General features: G+C 67.6%; 24 protein-coding genes. 23 read left to right on the top strand and 1 reads right to left on the bottom strand.

What is annotated here, in order from left to right; all coding sequences use genetic code 11:
- Positions 1–5 precede the first annotated feature (5 nt).
- The 23 genes from rplP (at position 6) to truA (ending at position 13,091) form a co-directional block, all read left to right on the top strand.
- Complete coding sequence (rplP, locus tag ACH4E8_RS04700) at positions 6–425, top strand: 50S ribosomal protein L16 (protein WP_006347227.1); 420 nt, start codon at positions 6–8, stop codon at positions 423–425.
- Positions 425–649, top strand: coding sequence for a 50S ribosomal protein L29 (gene rpmC / locus ACH4E8_RS04695; RefSeq protein ID WP_323449566.1), 225 nt, complete (start codon positions 425–427; stop codon positions 647–649). The genes rplP and rpmC overlap by 1 nt, the downstream gene beginning before the upstream one ends.
- The gene (gene rpsQ / locus ACH4E8_RS04690; RefSeq protein ID WP_398444284.1) at positions 649–933 is read left to right on the top strand and encodes a 30S ribosomal protein S17; all 285 of its coding nucleotides are present in this window, start codon (positions 649–651) and stop codon (positions 931–933) included. The genes rpmC and rpsQ overlap by 1 nt, the downstream gene beginning before the upstream one ends.
- 101 nt (positions 934–1,034) lie before the next feature.
- The gene (rplN, locus tag ACH4E8_RS04685; RefSeq protein WP_003956455.1) at positions 1,035–1,403 is read left to right on the top strand and encodes a 50S ribosomal protein L14; all 369 of its coding nucleotides are present in this window, start codon (positions 1,035–1,037) and stop codon (positions 1,401–1,403) included.
- Between the two features lie 2 nt (positions 1,404–1,405).
- Positions 1,406–1,729: a 50S ribosomal protein L24 gene (gene rplX / locus ACH4E8_RS04680; RefSeq protein WP_361956715.1), complete on the top strand. Its 324-nt coding sequence runs from the start codon at positions 1,406–1,408 to the stop codon at positions 1,727–1,729.
- Positions 1,729–2,286 (top strand): 50S ribosomal protein L5, encoded by a 558-nt coding sequence (gene rplE / locus ACH4E8_RS04675; protein ID WP_398444281.1) that lies wholly within the window; start codon positions 1,729–1,731, stop codon positions 2,284–2,286. The genes rplX and rplE overlap by 1 nt, the downstream gene beginning before the upstream one ends.
- A 5-nt stretch (positions 2,287–2,291) precedes the next feature.
- Positions 2,292–2,477, top strand: a complete 186-nt coding sequence (locus tag ACH4E8_RS04670) for a type Z 30S ribosomal protein S14 (RefSeq protein WP_003956452.1) — start codon at positions 2,292–2,294, stop codon at positions 2,475–2,477.
- A 211-nt stretch (positions 2,478–2,688) separates the two neighbouring features.
- The gene (gene rpsH, locus ACH4E8_RS04665; protein ID WP_031076677.1) at positions 2,689–3,087 is read left to right on the top strand and encodes a 30S ribosomal protein S8; all 399 of its coding nucleotides are present in this window, start codon (positions 2,689–2,691) and stop codon (positions 3,085–3,087) included.
- Positions 3,088–3,108: 21 nt separating this feature from the next.
- Positions 3,109–3,648 (top strand): 50S ribosomal protein L6, encoded by a 540-nt coding sequence (gene rplF / locus ACH4E8_RS04660; protein ID WP_398444279.1) that lies wholly within the window; start codon positions 3,109–3,111, stop codon positions 3,646–3,648.
- Positions 3,649–3,651: 3 nt separating this feature from the next.
- Positions 3,652–4,035 (top strand): 50S ribosomal protein L18, encoded by a 384-nt coding sequence (gene rplR / locus ACH4E8_RS04655; RefSeq protein ID WP_361530270.1) that lies wholly within the window; start codon positions 3,652–3,654, stop codon positions 4,033–4,035.
- A gap of 46 nt (positions 4,036–4,081) precedes the next feature.
- The gene (rpsE, locus tag ACH4E8_RS04650; RefSeq protein ID WP_358823840.1) at positions 4,082–4,687 is read left to right on the top strand and encodes a 30S ribosomal protein S5; all 606 of its coding nucleotides are present in this window, start codon (positions 4,082–4,084) and stop codon (positions 4,685–4,687) included.
- On the top strand, positions 4,687–4,869 hold the full coding sequence (gene rpmD, locus ACH4E8_RS04645; RefSeq protein ID WP_006347219.1) for a 50S ribosomal protein L30: 183 nt from the start codon (positions 4,687–4,689) through the stop codon (positions 4,867–4,869). The genes rpsE and rpmD overlap by 1 nt, the downstream gene beginning before the upstream one ends.
- 1 nt (position 4,870) lies before the next feature.
- Entirely contained in the window at positions 4,871–5,326 is a 456-nt protein-coding gene (gene rplO, locus ACH4E8_RS04640) for a 50S ribosomal protein L15 (protein ID WP_398444277.1), read from the top strand.
- Between the two features lie 249 nt (positions 5,327–5,575).
- Positions 5,576–6,895 (top strand): preprotein translocase subunit SecY, encoded by a 1,320-nt coding sequence (gene secY / locus ACH4E8_RS04635; protein WP_361956727.1) that lies wholly within the window; start codon positions 5,576–5,578, stop codon positions 6,893–6,895.
- Positions 6,895–7,557 (top strand): adenylate kinase, encoded by a 663-nt coding sequence (locus ACH4E8_RS04630; protein WP_398444275.1) that lies wholly within the window; start codon positions 6,895–6,897, stop codon positions 7,555–7,557. Before secY ends, ACH4E8_RS04630 begins: the two co-directional genes overlap by 1 nt.
- A gap of 156 nt (positions 7,558–7,713) precedes the next feature.
- Positions 7,714–8,553: a type I methionyl aminopeptidase gene (gene map, locus ACH4E8_RS04625; RefSeq protein WP_398444273.1), complete on the top strand. Its 840-nt coding sequence runs from the start codon at positions 7,714–7,716 to the stop codon at positions 8,551–8,553.
- Between the two features lie 191 nt (positions 8,554–8,744).
- Positions 8,745–8,966, top strand: a complete 222-nt coding sequence (gene infA, locus ACH4E8_RS04620) for a translation initiation factor IF-1 (protein ID WP_003956442.1) — start codon at positions 8,745–8,747, stop codon at positions 8,964–8,966.
- Between the two features lie 61 nt (positions 8,967–9,027).
- Complete coding sequence (rpmJ, locus tag ACH4E8_RS04615) at positions 9,028–9,141, top strand: 50S ribosomal protein L36 (protein WP_003956441.1); 114 nt, start codon at positions 9,028–9,030, stop codon at positions 9,139–9,141.
- Between the two features lie 197 nt (positions 9,142–9,338).
- Entirely contained in the window at positions 9,339–9,719 is a 381-nt protein-coding gene (gene rpsM / locus ACH4E8_RS04610; protein ID WP_361530251.1) for a 30S ribosomal protein S13, read from the top strand.
- Positions 9,720–9,784: 65 nt separating this feature from the next.
- Entirely contained in the window at positions 9,785–10,189 is a 405-nt protein-coding gene (rpsK, locus tag ACH4E8_RS04605) for a 30S ribosomal protein S11 (protein WP_167986473.1), read from the top strand.
- 132 nt (positions 10,190–10,321) lie between these two features.
- Positions 10,322–11,344 (top strand): DNA-directed RNA polymerase subunit alpha, encoded by a 1,023-nt coding sequence (locus tag ACH4E8_RS04600; protein ID WP_146481858.1) that lies wholly within the window; start codon positions 10,322–10,324, stop codon positions 11,342–11,344.
- A gap of 269 nt (positions 11,345–11,613) precedes the next feature.
- Positions 11,614–12,123 carry a 50S ribosomal protein L17 gene (gene rplQ / locus ACH4E8_RS04595; RefSeq protein ID WP_361530247.1) on the top strand — a complete coding sequence of 170 codons (510 nt, stop codon included), beginning with the start codon at positions 11,614–11,616 and terminating at the stop codon, positions 12,121–12,123.
- 89 nt (positions 12,124–12,212) lie between these two features.
- Entirely contained in the window at positions 12,213–13,091 is an 879-nt protein-coding gene (gene truA, locus ACH4E8_RS04590; RefSeq protein WP_398444270.1) for a tRNA pseudouridine(38-40) synthase TruA, read from the top strand.
- Here the strand turns inward: truA and ACH4E8_RS04585 are convergent.
- Complete coding sequence (locus ACH4E8_RS04585) at positions 13,065–14,006, bottom strand: hypothetical protein (RefSeq protein WP_398444268.1); 942 nt, start codon at positions 14,004–14,006, stop codon at positions 13,065–13,067. The two genes, truA and ACH4E8_RS04585, sit on opposite strands and share 27 nt — an antisense overlap.
- Between the last annotated feature and the right edge of the window lie 53 nt (positions 14,007–14,059).

Genomic DNA, 14,059 nt, shown 5'->3' with positions numbered 1-14,059 from the left:
CCGCCATGCTGATCCCCCGTAGGGTCAAGCACCGCAAGCAGCACCACCCGAAGCGCAGCGGTATGTCCAAGGGTGGTACGACGGTTGCGTTCGGCGAGTACGGCATCCAGGCCCTCACGCCGGCTTACGTGACCAACCGCCAGATCGAGGCGGCTCGTATCGCGATGACCCGCCACATCAAGCGTGGCGGCAAGGTCTGGATCAACATCTACCCGGACCGCCCGCTCACCAAGAAGCCCGCCGAGACCCGCATGGGTTCCGGTAAGGGTTCCCCCGAGTGGTGGATCGCGAACGTCAAGCCCGGTCGGGTGATGTTCGAGCTGTCCTACCCGAACGAGAAGATTGCTCGTGAGGCGCTCACCCGCGCTGCTCACAAGCTTCCGATGAAGTGCCGCATCGTTCGGCGCGAGGCAGGTGAGGCGTGATGTCGGCCGGAACCAAGGCGTCCGAGCTGCGCGAGCTGGGCAGCGAGGAGCTTGTTGACAAGCTCCGCGAGGCCAAGGAAGAGCTGTTCAACCTCCGCTTCCAGGCGGCGACCGGTCAGCTTGAGAACCACGGCCGGCTCAAGGCCGTCCGCAAGGACATCGCGCGGATCTACACCCTGATGCGCGAGCGCGAGCTGGGCATCGAGACGGTGGAGAGCGCCTGATGAGCGAGAGCAACGTGACTGAGCAGAAGAACGAGCGCAACGCGCGCAAGACCCGCGAGGGCCTGGTCGTCAGCGACAAGATGGACAAGACCGTCGTCGTCGCCGTCGAGGACCGCGTCAAGCACGCTCTGTACGGCAAGGTCATCCGCCGTACGAACAAGCTCAAGGCCCACGACGAGCAGAACGCTGCCGGCGTCGGCGACCGCGTCCTCCTGATGGAGACCCGGAAGCTGTCGTCGACCAAGCACTGGCGCGTCGTCGAGATCCTCGAGAAGGCCAAGTAATCGCCCGAGGGGCACCTACCCTCGGGTCAGTTCCGCCAGGCTCCGGGGGGCCGCTTGCGAGCGGCCCCCCGGGGAACCGGCAGACACACAGGAGATAAGACGTGATCCAGCAGGAGTCGCGGCTGCGCGTCGCCGACAACACTGGTGCCAAGGAGATCCTTTGCATCCGTGTTCTCGGTGGCTCGGGCCGCCGCTACGCGGGCATCGGTGACGTCATCGTCGCCACCGTCAAGGACGCGATCCCCGGTGGCAACGTGAAGAAGGGTGACGTCGTCAAGGCGGTCATCGTTCGCACCGTCAAGGAGCGCCGCCGCCAGGACGGCTCGTACATCCGCTTCGACGAGAACGCCGCCGTCATTCTGAAGAACGACGGCGACCCTCGCGGCACCCGTATCTTCGGCCCGGTCGGCCGTGAGCTGCGCGAGAAGAAGTTCATGAAGATCATCTCGCTCGCGCCGGAGGTGCTGTAAGCATGAAGATCAAGAAGGGCGACCTGGTCCAGGTCATCACCGGTAAGGACAAGGGCAAGCAGGGCAAGGTCATCGCGGCCTTCCCCCGCGAGGACCGCGTCCTGGTCGAGGGTGTCAACCGGGTCAAGAAGCACACCAAGGCGAACCAGCCCGGCCGCGCCTCGCAGGCCGGCGGGATCGTGACCACCGAGGCCCCCGTCCACGTGAGCAACGTTCAGCTCGTCGTGGAGAAGGACGGCAACAAGGTCGTGACCCGCGTCGGTTACCGCTTCGACGAAGAGGGCAACAAGATCCGCGTTGCCAAGCGGACGGGTGAGGACATCTGATGGCTACCACCACCACTCCGCGCCTCAAGGCGAAGTACCGCGAGGAGATCAAGGGCAAGCTGCTTGAGGAGTTCTCGTACGAGAACGTCATGCAGGTCCCGGGCCTCGTCAAGATCGTGGTCAACATGGGTGTGGGCGACGCCGCCCGCGACTCCAAGTTGATCGAGGGCGCCATCAAGGACCTCGCCACGATCACCGGTCAGAAGCCGGCCGTCACCAAGGCCCGCAAGTCCATCGCGCAGTTCAAGCTGCGCGAGGGTCAGCCGATCGGTGCCCACGTCACGCTCCGTGGCGACCGCATGTGGGAGTTCCTGGACCGCACCCTGTCGCTCGCGCTGCCGCGCATCCGCGACTTCCGCGGTCTGTCCCCGAAGCAGTTCGACGGCCGTGGCAACTACACCTTCGGTCTCACGGAGCAGGTCATGTTCCACGAGATCGACCAGGACAAGATCGACCGCGTCCGGGGTATGGACATCACCGTGGTGACCACGGCGACCAACGACGACGAGGGCCGCGCCCTCCTTCGTCACCTCGGCTTCCCCTTCAAGGAGGCGTAAGCGAGATGGCGAAGAAGGCTCTCATTGCCAAGGCCGCCCGCAAGCCCAAGTTCGGTGTGCGCGCGTACACCCGCTGCCAGCGCTGTGGCCGTCCGCACTCCGTGTACCGCAAGTTCGGCCTCTGCCGCGTGTGCCTTCGTGAGATGGCTCACCGTGGCGAGCTGCCGGGCGTGACCAAGAGCTCCTGGTAGTTCCCTCCTTCAGGGAACCCCGGAGTCTCTCGGTAAGCAGAGGGGTGGCGGTCGCCCCACCCTCCATGGCTTAGGCTTGGAGGGTTGGGCGCCCGCCGCCTGATACGACTTACTACGCCGTAGGTCCCCGCGCCGCACCCGTCCCGCCCCTGTGTGGGGAGAGGGATGGCGCATACAGGAAACCCCGGCGAGAGAGGCCGAAGGCCAATTCATGACCATGACTGATCCCATCGCAGACATGCTGACGCGTCTGCGGAACGCGAACTCGGCGTACCACGACACCGTGACGATGCCGCACAGCAAGATCAAGTCGCACATCGCGGAGATCCTCCAGCAGGAGGGCTTCATCACGGGCTGGAAGGTCGAGGACGCCGAGGTCGGCAAGAACCTCGTCCTGGAGCTCAAGTTCGGCCCGAACCGTGAGCGCTCCATCGCGGGCATCAAGCGGATCTCGAAGCCGGGTCTCCGGGTTTACGCGAAGTCCACCAACCTGCCCAAGGTGCTCGGTGGCCTCGGCGTGGCGATCATCTCCACGTCCCACGGCCTCCTGACCGGCCAGCAGGCGCAGAAGAAGGGCGTGGGTGGGGAAGTCCTCGCCTACGTCTGGTAGTACGGGAACGGAGGAATAGCAATGTCGCGTATCGGCAAGCTCCCCATCCAGGTTCCCGCCGGTGTGGACGTCACCATCGAGGGTCGTACGGTCTCGGTGAAGGGCCCCAAGGGCTCCCTCACCCACACCGTCGCGGCGCCGATCGACATCGTGAAGGGCGAGGACGGCGTGCTGAACGTCTCCCGTCCCAACGACGAGCGTCAGAACAAGGCCCTCCACGGCCTGTCCCGCACGCTGGTGGCGAACATGATCACCGGTGTGACCAAGGGGTACACGAAGGCGCTCGAAATCAGCGGTGTCGGTTACCGCGTCGCCGCGAAGGGCTCCAACCTGGAGTTCCAGCTCGGCTACAGCCACTCGATCCTGGTGGAGGCCCCCGAGGGGATCTCCTTCAAGGTCGAGTCGCCGACCAAGTTCTCGGTCGAGGGCATCGACAAGCAGAAGGTCGGCGAGGTCGCCGCGAACATCCGCAAGCTGCGGAAGCCCGACCCGTACAAGGCCAAGGGCGTCAAGTACGCGGGCGAGGTCATCCGCCGCAAGGTCGGAAAGGCGGGTAAGTAAGCCATGGCATTCGGTGTGAAGATCGCCAAGGGTGACGCGTACAAGCGCGCCGCCATCAAGCGCCGCCACATCCGCGTCCGCAAGCGCATCTCCGGTACGCCGGAGCGTCCGCGCCTGGTCGTGACGCGTTCCAACCGCCACATCGTGGCGCAGGTCATCGACGACATCGCGGGCCACACGCTCGCGTCGGCGTCGACCCTGGACACCTCGATCCGCGGTGGCGAGGGCGACAAGAGCGCCCAGGCCCAGCAGGTCGGCGCCCTGGTCGCCGAGCGCGCCAAGGCGGCCGGTGTCGAGGCCGTCGTGTTCGACCGCGGTGGCAACCAGTACGCCGGGCGGATTGCCGCTCTGGCCGACGCCGCCCGCGAGGCCGGGCTGAAGTTCTGAGCCCCGGTTCCGGAGCTAGCGGACGTAACAGAGAGAGGTAATTCCAATGGCTGGACCCCAGCGCCGCGGAAGCGGTGCCGGTGGCGGCGAGCGGCGGGACCGGAAGGGCCGTGACGGCGGCGCGTCTGCCGCCGAGAAGACCGCGTACGTCGAGCGCGTGGTCGCGATCAACCGCGTCGCCAAGGTTGTGAAGGGTGGTCGTCGCTTCAGCTTCACCGCGCTGGTCGTGGTGGGCGACGGTGACGGCACCGTGGGTGTCGGTTACGGCAAGGCCAAGGAGGTGCCGGCCGCCATCGCCAAGGGTGTTGAGGAGGCCAAGAAGCACTTCTTCAAGGTCCCCCGCATCCAGGGCACCATCCCCCACCCCATCCAGGGCGAGAAGGCTGCGGGCGTCGTCCTGCTCAAGCCGGCTTCCCCCGGTACGGGTGTTATCGCCGGTGGTCCGGTGCGCGCCGTTCTGGAGTGCGCCGGCGTCCACGACATCCTGTCGAAGTCGCTCGGCTCCGACAACGCGATCAACATCGTGCACGCGACCGTTGAGGCCCTGAAGGGCCTTCAGCGTCCGGAGGAGATCGCGGCCCGCCGCGGTCTGCCGCTGGAGGACGTCGCCCCGGCGGCCCTGCTGCGTGCGCGTGCGGGAGCGGGTGCGTAATGGCCCGCCTCAAGATCACGCAGACGAAGTCGTACATCGGCAGCAAGCAGAACCACCGTGACACGCTGCGTTCGCTCGGGCTGAAGAAGCTCAACGACGTGGTCGTCAAGGAGGATCGTCCCGAGTTCCGCGGCATGGTGCACACCGTCCGCCACCTCGTGACGGTCGAGGAGGTCGACTGACATGGCGGAGCAGAACCCGCTGAGGGTCCACAACCTCCGTCCCGCCCCCGGCGCCAAGACCGCCAAGACCCGTGTCGGTCGTGGTGAGGCGTCGAAGGGTAAGACGGCCGGTCGTGGCACCAAGGGCACCAAGGCCCGCTACCAGGTTCCGGAGCGCTTCGAGGGCGGGCAGATGCCCCTCCACATGCGCCTCCCGAAGCTCAAGGGCTTCAAGAACCCGTTCCGCACCGAGTACCAGGTCGTGAACCTGGACCGGCTGGCCGCGCTGTACCCCGAGGGTGGCGAGGTCACGGTGGCCGATCTGGTCGCGAAGGGTGCGGTTCGCAAGAACCAGCTCGTCAAGGTCCTCGGCCAGGGTGAGATCTCCGTGGCGCTGCAGGTGACGGTCGACGCCGTCTCCGGCTCCGCCAAGGAGAAGATCGCCGCTGCCGGCGGTACCGTCACCGAACTCGTCTGAGACGGGCTCAGTGGCCACAGGCTGATACGACCGGGGATGCCTCCCAAAAGGGGCATCCCCGGTTGGTCGTTCCTAGGGCGGCACCGTCGCCGGTAAGGTAACGGCGTCCACTGCTGTGGAGAACTGCGTACGGTTTGGTTCCCGACGGGAACCTCACCGGGCGTTTTGCTGTTAGTTAGCTGATAAGTATCCGTCGATCCTCAAGACCGTCACCTCTGACGCAGTAGCGCGGGGGTCGCAGGAGGCACCGTGCTCACCGCGTTCGCCCGAGCGTTCAAGACGCCCGACCTGCGCAAGAAGCTGCTCTTCACGCTGGGCATCATCGTTCTGTTCCGCCTGGGTTCGCACATCCCGATCCCCGGCGTCGACTACCAGAACGTCCAGATCTGTGTCGACCAGGCGTCCAAGAGCAACAACAGTCTGTTCGGTCTGGTGAACGTGCTCAGCGGTGGTGCACTGCTGCAGATCACCATCTTCGCGCTCGGCATCATGCCGTACATCACGGCGAGCATCATTCTGCAGCTGCTGACCGTGGTCATCCCGCGCCTGGAAGCCCTCAAGAAGGAGGGGCAGTCCGGTACGGCGAAGATCACCCAGTACACCCGCTACTTGACGGTCGCGCTGGCCGTGCTCCAGGGCACGGGTCTGGTGGCAACGGCCCGTAGCGGCATGTTGTTCCAGGGCTGTTCGGTCGGTTCGCAGATCGTGCCGGACCAATCGATCTTCACGACCGTGGTCATGGTCATCACGATGACCGCGGGCACCGCCGTCACGATGTGGCTGGGCGAGCTCATCACCGACCGCGGCATCGGCAACGGCATGTCGATCCTGATGTTCATCGCGATCGCCTCGGCCTTCCCCGGCCAGTTGTGGGCCATCAAGGAGAGCGGCACGCTCGCCAAGGGTTGGATCGAGTTCGGCACCGTCATCCTGATCGGCTTCGTGATGGTGGCGCTGGTGGTCTTCGTCGAACAGGCCCAGCGCAGGATCCCCGTCCAGTACGCGAAGCGGATGATCGGACGCCGTTCGTACGGCGGCACGTCCACGTACATCCCGCTGAAGGTGAACCAGGCGGGTGTGATCCCCGTCATCTTCGCGTCGTCGCTGCTCTACATCCCGGCGCTGATCGCGCAGTTCTCCAGCGGTTCGTCCGGCTGGAAGCGTTGGATCGAAGCACACCTGGTCAAGGGCGACCACCCGTACTACATCATCACGTACTTCCTCCTGATCGTTTTCTTCGCCTTCTTCTACGTGGCCATCTCGTTCAACCCCGAGGAAGTCGCGGACAACATGAAGAAGTATGGTGGATTCATCCCGGGCATCCGGGCTGGTCGACCTACCGCCGAGTACCTGAGCTACGTGCTCAACAGGATCACTTGGCCTGGCTCGCTGTACCTGGGTCTGATTGCTCTCGTCCCGACGATGGCGTTGGTGGGCTTCGGAGGCGCTAACCAGAACTTCCCGTTCGGCGGGACGAGCATCCTCATCATCGTGGGTGTGGGTCTGGAGACCGTGAAGCAGATCGAGAGCCAGCTCCAGCAGCGCAATTACGAAGGGTTCCTCCGCTGATGCGAATCGTCCTCGTCGGACCTCCCGGGGCCGGCAAGGGAACGCAGGCTGCGTACCTTGCCGAGAACCTGTCGATCCCGCACATCTCCACGGGCGACCTCTTCCGCGCCAACATCAGCCAGGGCACCGACCTGGGCCGTCAGGCCAAGTCCTACATGGACGCCGGTGAACTGGTCCCCGACGAGGTCACCATCGGCATGGCGAAGGAGCGCATGGGGCGCCCGGACGCCGTCGGAGGCTTCCTCCTCGACGGCTTCCCGCGCAACGTCTCCCAGGCCGAAGCGCTGGACGCGATGCTGAAGTCCGAGGGCATGACCCTGGACGCGGTGCTGGACCTGGAGGTCCCCGAGGACGAGGTCGTGAAGCGGATCGCGGGTCGCCGCATCTGCCGCAACGACTCCAGCCACGTCTTCCACGTGGCGTACCAGCCGCCGAAGCAGGAGGGCGTCTGCGACGTCTGCGGCGGCGAGCTGTACCAGCGCGACGACGACTCCGAGTCGACCGTCCGCAAGCGGCTGGAGGTCTACCACACCCAGACCGAGCCGATCATCGACTACTACCGGGGCCAGGGCCTCGTGGTGACGATCTCGGCGCTCGGCCCCGTCACCGAGGTGACGCGGCGGGCGATGGACGCGCTGGACAAGGACAAGGCGAAGGGCTGACGAGCCCCGCCCGGGGCCGCTGGCCCCGCAGTACGCGATACGGCCGCGGTGTCTGATGGACGCCGCGGCCGTACTGTTGAGCGAGAGAAGAGCCGTCGGCGTCACTCGGGTGACCGGTCGCACGGGTGACTGAAGGTGAAAGGCAAGGATTCGGGCATGGTGCAGCTCAAGACCCCGGAGCAGATCGCGAAGATGCGGGCGGCGGGGCTGGTCGTCGCCGCGATCCACGCGGCGACGCGGGAGGCCGCGGTGCCCGGCGCCACCACGAAGGACCTGGACGAGGTCGCCCGCAAGGTGCTCGCCGAGCACGGCGCCAAGTCGAACTTCCTCGGGTACGGCGGCTTCCCCGCCACCATCTGCACTTCGGCCAACGAGGTCGTGGTCCACGGCATCCCGGACGACAAGACCGTCCTCAAGGACGGCGACGTCATCTCGATCGACGCGGGCGCCGTCATCGACGGCTGGCACGGCGACGCGGCCTTCACCGCCTTCGTCGGCTCCGGCCACGCTCCGGAACTGGTCGAGCTCTCCCGGGTGACCGAGGAGTCGATGTGGGCCGGGATCGCCGCGATGAAGGCCGGCAACCGGCTCGTCGACGTCTCGCGGGCGATCGAGACGTACATCCGCCGCCAGCCCAAGCCGGGCGGCGGTCGGTACGGGATCATCGAGGAGTACGGCGGGCACGGCATCGGCACCGAGATGCACATGGAGCCCCACCTGCTGAACTACGTCGCCCGCAAGCGCGGCAAGGGCCCGCGGCTGGTGCCCGGCCTCTGCCTGGCGATCGAGCCGATGGTCTCGCTCGGCACTCCGAAGACGGAGGTGCTGGCGGACGAGTGGACCGTGATCACCACGGACGGCACCTGGTCCTCGCACTGGGAGCACTCGGTCGCGCTGACCGAGGAGGGGCCGCTGGTGCTCACCGCGCCGGACGGCGGTAAGGCGAAGCTGGCGGAGCTGGGCATCACGGCCGCGCCGGACCCGCTGGCGGTCTGAGCCCGTACTGGTGCGCACCCGGGGGACCGGGGGCGTAAGGATCATGCCGAACGGGCAGGCTTGCTGGATTCGTCTTTTCGGATGGCCTGACGTAGACTGATGCGTCGGCTCTCGTGTATCCGTCTGCCCGCTCGCGGGCGGCCCGCGGTGCCACGGAAGTCGATCAAGGTAGCCGATTCGAAGGGCGAAGCGTGGCCAAGAAGCAAGGTGCCATCGAGATCGAGGGCACCGTGATCGAGTCCCTCCCGAACGCGATGTTCAAGGTGGAGCTTCAGAACGGTCACAAGGTCCTCGCGCACATCTCCGGCAAGATGCGGATGCACTACATCCGAATCCTTCCGGACGACCGGGTCGTGGTGGAGCTCTCTCCCTACGACCTGACGCGTGGCCGGATCGTCTACCGCTACAAGTAGATCTTGTCCCGTCCTCCTCTCGCGGAGGGCGGTGGCACTGACCCGGAGAACCTCACATCCCATGAAGGTCAAGCCGAGCGTCAAGAAGATCTGCGACAAGTGCAAGGTGATCCGCCGTCACGGTCGGGTCATGGTCATCTGCGACAACCTGCGCCACAAGCAGCGCCAGGGCTGACGCACGCCGACCTGTACTTCGCAGTACTTCGCGCGACGCAAGCAACGCATTCGTACATACGCAGAGCCCGCCCAGCCCGTAGGGGCCGGCGACACCTCCGGCGGGGGCCGGGGACCCGGACGTACCACTGCCCAGCAGGGTGGTCGGCGGTCGGGAGCGGTTCTGCGGAAGACCCCCGAGCACACAGGAGCCATTGAATGGCACGCGTTTCCGGTGTCGACATCCCGCGCGAAAAGCGCGTGGAGATCGCACTCACCTACGTCTTCGGTGTCGGGCGCACCCGGTCGAAGGAGATCCTCTCCGCGACCGGCGTGAACCCGGACACCCGCGTTCGTGACCTGTCCGAAGAGGACCTGGTCAAGATCCGCGAGTACGTGGACGCCAACCTCCGCACCGAGGGTGACCTCCGCCGCGAGATCCAGGCCGACATCCGCCGCAAGGTCGAGATCGGCTGTTACCAGGGTCTGCGCCACCGTCGTGGCCTGCCGGTCCACGGTCAGCGCACCAGCACGAACGCCCGTACCCGCAAGGGCCCGCGTCGCGCCATCGCCGGTAAGAAGAAGCCGGGCAAGAAGTAGTCCTCAGCGGACGCTCATCCGCGGTCTTCGCTGTAGGACCGACCACCTCCCGTAGGAGTTAAAAGATGCCCCCCAAGGGACGTCAGGGCGCTGTCAAGAAGGTGCGCCGCAAGGAAAAGAAGAACGTCGCTCACGGCCACGCGCACATCAAGAGCACGTTCAACAACACCATCGTGTCGATCACGGACCCCGCGGGCAACGTGATCTCCTGGGCCTCCGCCGGCCACGTCGGCTTCAAGGGCTCCCGGAAGTCCACGCCGTTCGCCGCGCAGATGGCGGCGGAGTCGGCCGCGCGTCGTGCGCAGGAGCACGGCATGCGCAAGGTCGACGTCTTCGTCAAGGGTCCCGGCTCCGGCCGTGAGACCGCGATCCGCTCGCTCCAGGCCACCGGCCTGGAGGTCGGCTCGATCCAGGACGTCACCCCGACGCCGCACAACGGCTGCCGTCCGCCGAAGCGCCGCCGCGTCTGACGCACGGCTCGGCTGCTTGGCCGTTTGTTCGGGCGGTACGGCTCATTCGGGTCGTACCGCCCGTACCCTTTGTTTGTGCAACACCTGTCGGGCGTCAAATAGCGGGCGCCCCCGACTGAAGGAACGATCCGCATGCTGATCGCTCAGCGTCCTTCGCTGACCGAAGAGGTCGTCGACGAGTACCGCTCCCGGTTCGTGATCGAGCCGCTGGAGCCGGGCTTCGGCTACACCCTCGGCAACTCCCTGCGCCGCACCCTCCTCTCCTCGATCCCGGGTGCGGCGGTCACGTCCATCCGCGTCGACGGCGTCCTGCACGAGTTCACCACCGTGCCCGGCGTCAAGGAGGACGTCACCGACCTGATCCTGAACATCAAGCAGCTCGTCGTCTCCAGCGAGCACGACGAGCCCGTCGTGATGTACCTGCGCAAGCAGGGCCCGGGTCTGGTCACCGCCGCCGACATCGCGCCCCCGGCCGGTGTCGAGGTGCACAACCCCGACCTCGTCCTCGCCACGCTGAACGGCAAGGGCAAGCTGGAGATGGAGCTGACCGTCGAGCGCGGTCGCGGCTACGTCTCCGCCGTGCAGAACAAGCAGGTGGGCCAGGAGATCGGCCGCATTCCGGTCGACTCCATCTACTCGCCGGTGCTCAAGGTCACGTACAAGGTCGAGGCCACCCGAGTCGAGCAGCGCACCGACTTCGACAAGCTGATCGTCGACGTCGAGACCAAGCAGGCGATGCGTCCGCGCGACGCCATGGCCTCCGCCGGCAAGACCCTGGTCGAGCTGTTCGGTCTCGCCCGCGAGCTGAACATCGACGCCGAGGGCATCGACATGGGCCCGTCGCCGACGGACGCCGCGCTCGCCGCGGACCTGGCCCTGCCGATCGAGGAGCTGGAGCTCACGGTCCGCTCCTACAACTGCCTCAAGCGCGAGGGCATCCACTCGGTGGGCGAGCTGGTGGCCCGCTCCGAGGCGGACCTGCTCGACATCCGCAACTTCGGTGCGAAGTCGATCGACGAGGTCAAGGCGAAGCTGGCCGGCATGGGCCTGGCGCTCAAGGACAGCCCGCCCGGATTCGACCCGACCGCTGCGGCTGACGCCTTCGGCGCGGACGACGACGCGGATGCGGGTTTCGTCGAGACCGAGCAGTACTAAGCGACTGCGACGGGGACTGTGCGGCTGATCGCCGTGGGGCCTGAGCTTCGCGGCCGGCCGCGGACCGTGGCTGGTTGATCGCGCAGTTCCTCCCCCTGTGCCCTGCGGGCACGGGGGCACCCCCACCTACGCCCTGAGGGCGTGGGGGGACCCCCAGCGCCCCAAAGCACCTCCGGGGGCGCGACCCCTGAATTGCCCGTGGGCGGCCGCCTGCGGGGCCCTGACACCGGTACCTGACACGGCCGGTGCAGTACACAAGGAGAAACACCATGCCGAAGCCCGCCAAGGGCGCCCGTCTGGGCGGCAGCGCAGCGCACGAGCGGCTGCTCCTCGCGAACCTCGCGAAGGCGCTGTTCGAGCACGGCCGCATCACCACGACCGAGGCCAAGGCCCGCCGCCTGCGTCCGGTCGCCGAGCGGCTGATCACCAAGGCGAAGAAGGGCGACATCCACAACCGTCGCCTCGTCCTGCAGACGATCACGGACAAGGGCATCGTGCACACGCTCTTCACCGAGATCGCCCCGCGGTACGCCGAGCGCCCGGGTGGCTACACCCGGATCACCAAGATCGGCAACCGCCGTGGTGACAACGCGCGCATGGCCGTGATCGAGCTCGTCGAGGGCGAGATCGCCAAGAAGGCGACCGTCGCCGAGGCCGAGGCCGCGACGGTGCGCGCGGTCAAGGAGGACGCCCTGAAGAAGGAGTCCGACGAGGCCGCCGAGGCTCCGGTCGAGGACGCCAAGCCGGCTGCCGAGGCCGCGGAGTCCAAGGACGCCTGATCGGTTCGCCGACAGCGTCGCAAGGCTGGTGGACGGGCCCGTTCCCCCTCGGGGGAGCGGGCCCGTTCCCGTGACAAGAGGATCTACAGGTGAGTGCTGAGGGCATCGGGCCCGGGTTCGTCCGGCTGCGGCTGGACCTGTCGTACGACGGCAGGGAGTTCTCCGGCTGGGCGAAGCAGGCCGGCGGGCGGCGCACCGTGCAGGGCGAGATCGAGGACGCCCTCCGCACGGTGACCCGCTCGGCCGTGACGTACGAGCTGACCGTGGCCGGCCGTACGGACGCCGGGGTGCACGCCCGCGGTCAGGTGGCCCACGTCGACCTCCCCGTCGAGGTGTGGGCCGAGCACCGGGAGAAGCTGCTGAAGCGGCTCGCCGGGCGGCTCTCGCGGGACGTGCGGATCTGGCGGGTCGCCGAGGCGCCGGTCGGTTTCGACGCGCGCTTCTCGGCGATCTGGCGGCGGTACGCGTACCGGGTCTGCGACCATCCCGGCGGGGTCGACCCGCTGCTGCGCGGCCATGTGCTCTGGCACGACTGGCCGTTGGACGTGGTCGCGATGAACGAGGCGTCGCGCGGGCTCGTCGGCGAGCACGACTTCGCCGCGTACTGCAAGAAGCGCGAGGGCGCGACGACGATCCGCACCCTCCAGCAGTTGTCGTGGGAGCGGGACGCGGCCGGGGTGATCACCGCGACCGTGCGGGCCGACGCCTTCTGCCACAACATGGTGCGTTCGCTGGTGGGCGCGCTGCTCTTCGTCGGCGACGGGCACCGGCCGGCGACGTGGCCGGCGAAGGTGCTGGCCGCCGGCGTGCGGGACTCCGCCGTGCACGTCGTACGGCCGCACGGGTTGACGCTGGAGGAAGTCGGCTACCCTGCCGACGAGTTGCTGGCCGCCCGCAGCAAGGAGGCCCGCAACAAGCGGTCGTTGCCGGTGTCGGGCGGCTCAGCCGCCGGTGGCTGCTGCGGCTGACGCCTGGGCCTGGCCGCGGGCCCGGACCTGCTGGAACGTCAGGTCGGTGATGTCCTTGGCGGCTTGGTACACCTTGGCGTCCTTCTCGGTGACGGACGTGCCGTTGGTGAAGCCGGTGCTGGTGTAGAAGGCGTACCGGCCGGCGTAGGAGGACCTGAAGAGGCAGACCGGGCCGCCCTTGCAGAAGGAGGGGACGCCGGCGCCCGCCAGCGGGGCGATGTTCCGCTTGGTCCCGGCGGCCCGCTGCGCCTCCGCCTGGGTGCCGAAGACGGCGACGCCGACGGTGACGGCGACGCCGTCCTTGCTGTACGTGGCGCGGAAGACCTGGTCGCAGCCGTTGGCGGTGAGGGCGCCGGCGAGGGCGCCCTGGGCCGCGGAGGCGCAGGCGCCGGTGCTGTGGGTGGCGCCCTTGGCGTACTTCCGGTCGGCCATGGTCATCGTGGTGCCGGGGAAGAAGGTGTCCAGGTTCAGCGGCGCCTTGTCCTTCTTCTCGTCGGAGATGAAGTCCGAGGGGTTCGGCGGCGGCGCGGGGGCGACGGAGGCGAACGACGGGCCGGGTTGGGCGTCCTGGGCGGCGCTGGCGCTGGGGGAGCCGCTGGCGGTGGCGTGGGAGCCCTCGGCGTCGTCGGCGTCGTTGGACAGCACGATCGCGGTGGCCACCACCGCGGCGACGGCGACGGTGGCGAGCCCGCCGCCGCCGATCATCAGCAGGCGCTTCTTGCGGGCGCGGTCCGCGGACGCGTCCGCGAGCGCGGCCCAGTCCGGGGTGTCCGACGAGCCGCCGAACGGGGTCTCGCCGGGGCGCCCGTACGGGTCCCCGCCCTGCCCCGGGCCGTATGCATCGCGGCCGTTCCACGGGTTCTGGTTCTGTCCCTCACCGGACCCCCACTGAGGCCCCCCCTGACCAAAGCTCATGCCCGGAATCCTAAACCGGTTGGGCATGCGGGGGTCCGGCCCGCATCATCGAA

Origin of the sequence: Streptomyces sp. NPDC017979 (genome assembly GCF_044328175.1) — a bacterium.
Lineage (GTDB): Bacteria > Actinomycetota > Actinomycetes > Streptomycetales > Streptomycetaceae > Streptomyces.
The sequence above is the reverse complement of the archived record's forward strand: the minus strand, read 5'-3'. Positions and strand labels throughout refer to the sequence as shown.

Coding starts and splice junctions, on each gene's coding strand:
- ACH4E8_RS04670 (WP_003956452.1), top strand. CDS start 2,292: ATGGCGAAGAAGGCTCTCATTGCCAAGGCCGCCCGCAAGCCCAAGTTC.
- ACH4E8_RS04585 (WP_398444268.1), bottom strand. CDS start 14,006: ATGAGCTTTGGTCAGGGGGGGCCTCAGTGGGGGTCCGGTGAGGGACAG.
- rplF (WP_398444279.1), top strand. CDS start 3,109: ATGTCGCGTATCGGCAAGCTCCCCATCCAGGTTCCCGCCGGTGTGGAC.
- rpsM (WP_361530251.1), top strand. CDS start 9,339: ATGGCACGCGTTTCCGGTGTCGACATCCCGCGCGAAAAGCGCGTGGAG.
- rplR (WP_361530270.1), top strand. CDS start 3,652: ATGGCATTCGGTGTGAAGATCGCCAAGGGTGACGCGTACAAGCGCGCC.
- rplP (WP_006347227.1), top strand. CDS start 6: ATGCTGATCCCCCGTAGGGTCAAGCACCGCAAGCAGCACCACCCGAAG.
- rplO (WP_398444277.1), top strand. CDS start 4,871: ATGGCGGAGCAGAACCCGCTGAGGGTCCACAACCTCCGTCCCGCCCCC.
- rpmC (WP_323449566.1), top strand. CDS start 425: ATGTCGGCCGGAACCAAGGCGTCCGAGCTGCGCGAGCTGGGCAGCGAG.
- rpmD (WP_006347219.1), top strand. CDS start 4,687: ATGGCCCGCCTCAAGATCACGCAGACGAAGTCGTACATCGGCAGCAAG.
- ACH4E8_RS04630 (WP_398444275.1), top strand. CDS start 6,895: ATGCGAATCGTCCTCGTCGGACCTCCCGGGGCCGGCAAGGGAACGCAG.
- ACH4E8_RS04600 (WP_146481858.1), top strand. CDS start 10,322: ATGCTGATCGCTCAGCGTCCTTCGCTGACCGAAGAGGTCGTCGACGAG.
- rplQ (WP_361530247.1), top strand. CDS start 11,614: ATGCCGAAGCCCGCCAAGGGCGCCCGTCTGGGCGGCAGCGCAGCGCAC.
- rpsQ (WP_398444284.1), top strand. CDS start 649: ATGAGCGAGAGCAACGTGACTGAGCAGAAGAACGAGCGCAACGCGCGC.
- rpsH (WP_031076677.1), top strand. CDS start 2,689: ATGACCATGACTGATCCCATCGCAGACATGCTGACGCGTCTGCGGAAC.
- rpmJ (WP_003956441.1), top strand. CDS start 9,028: ATGAAGGTCAAGCCGAGCGTCAAGAAGATCTGCGACAAGTGCAAGGTG.
- rpsE (WP_358823840.1), top strand. CDS start 4,082: ATGGCTGGACCCCAGCGCCGCGGAAGCGGTGCCGGTGGCGGCGAGCGG.
- rplX (WP_361956715.1), top strand. CDS start 1,406: ATGAAGATCAAGAAGGGCGACCTGGTCCAGGTCATCACCGGTAAGGAC.
- rplE (WP_398444281.1), top strand. CDS start 1,729: ATGGCTACCACCACCACTCCGCGCCTCAAGGCGAAGTACCGCGAGGAG.
- map (WP_398444273.1), top strand. CDS start 7,714: ATGGTGCAGCTCAAGACCCCGGAGCAGATCGCGAAGATGCGGGCGGCG.
- rpsK (WP_167986473.1), top strand. CDS start 9,785: ATGCCCCCCAAGGGACGTCAGGGCGCTGTCAAGAAGGTGCGCCGCAAG.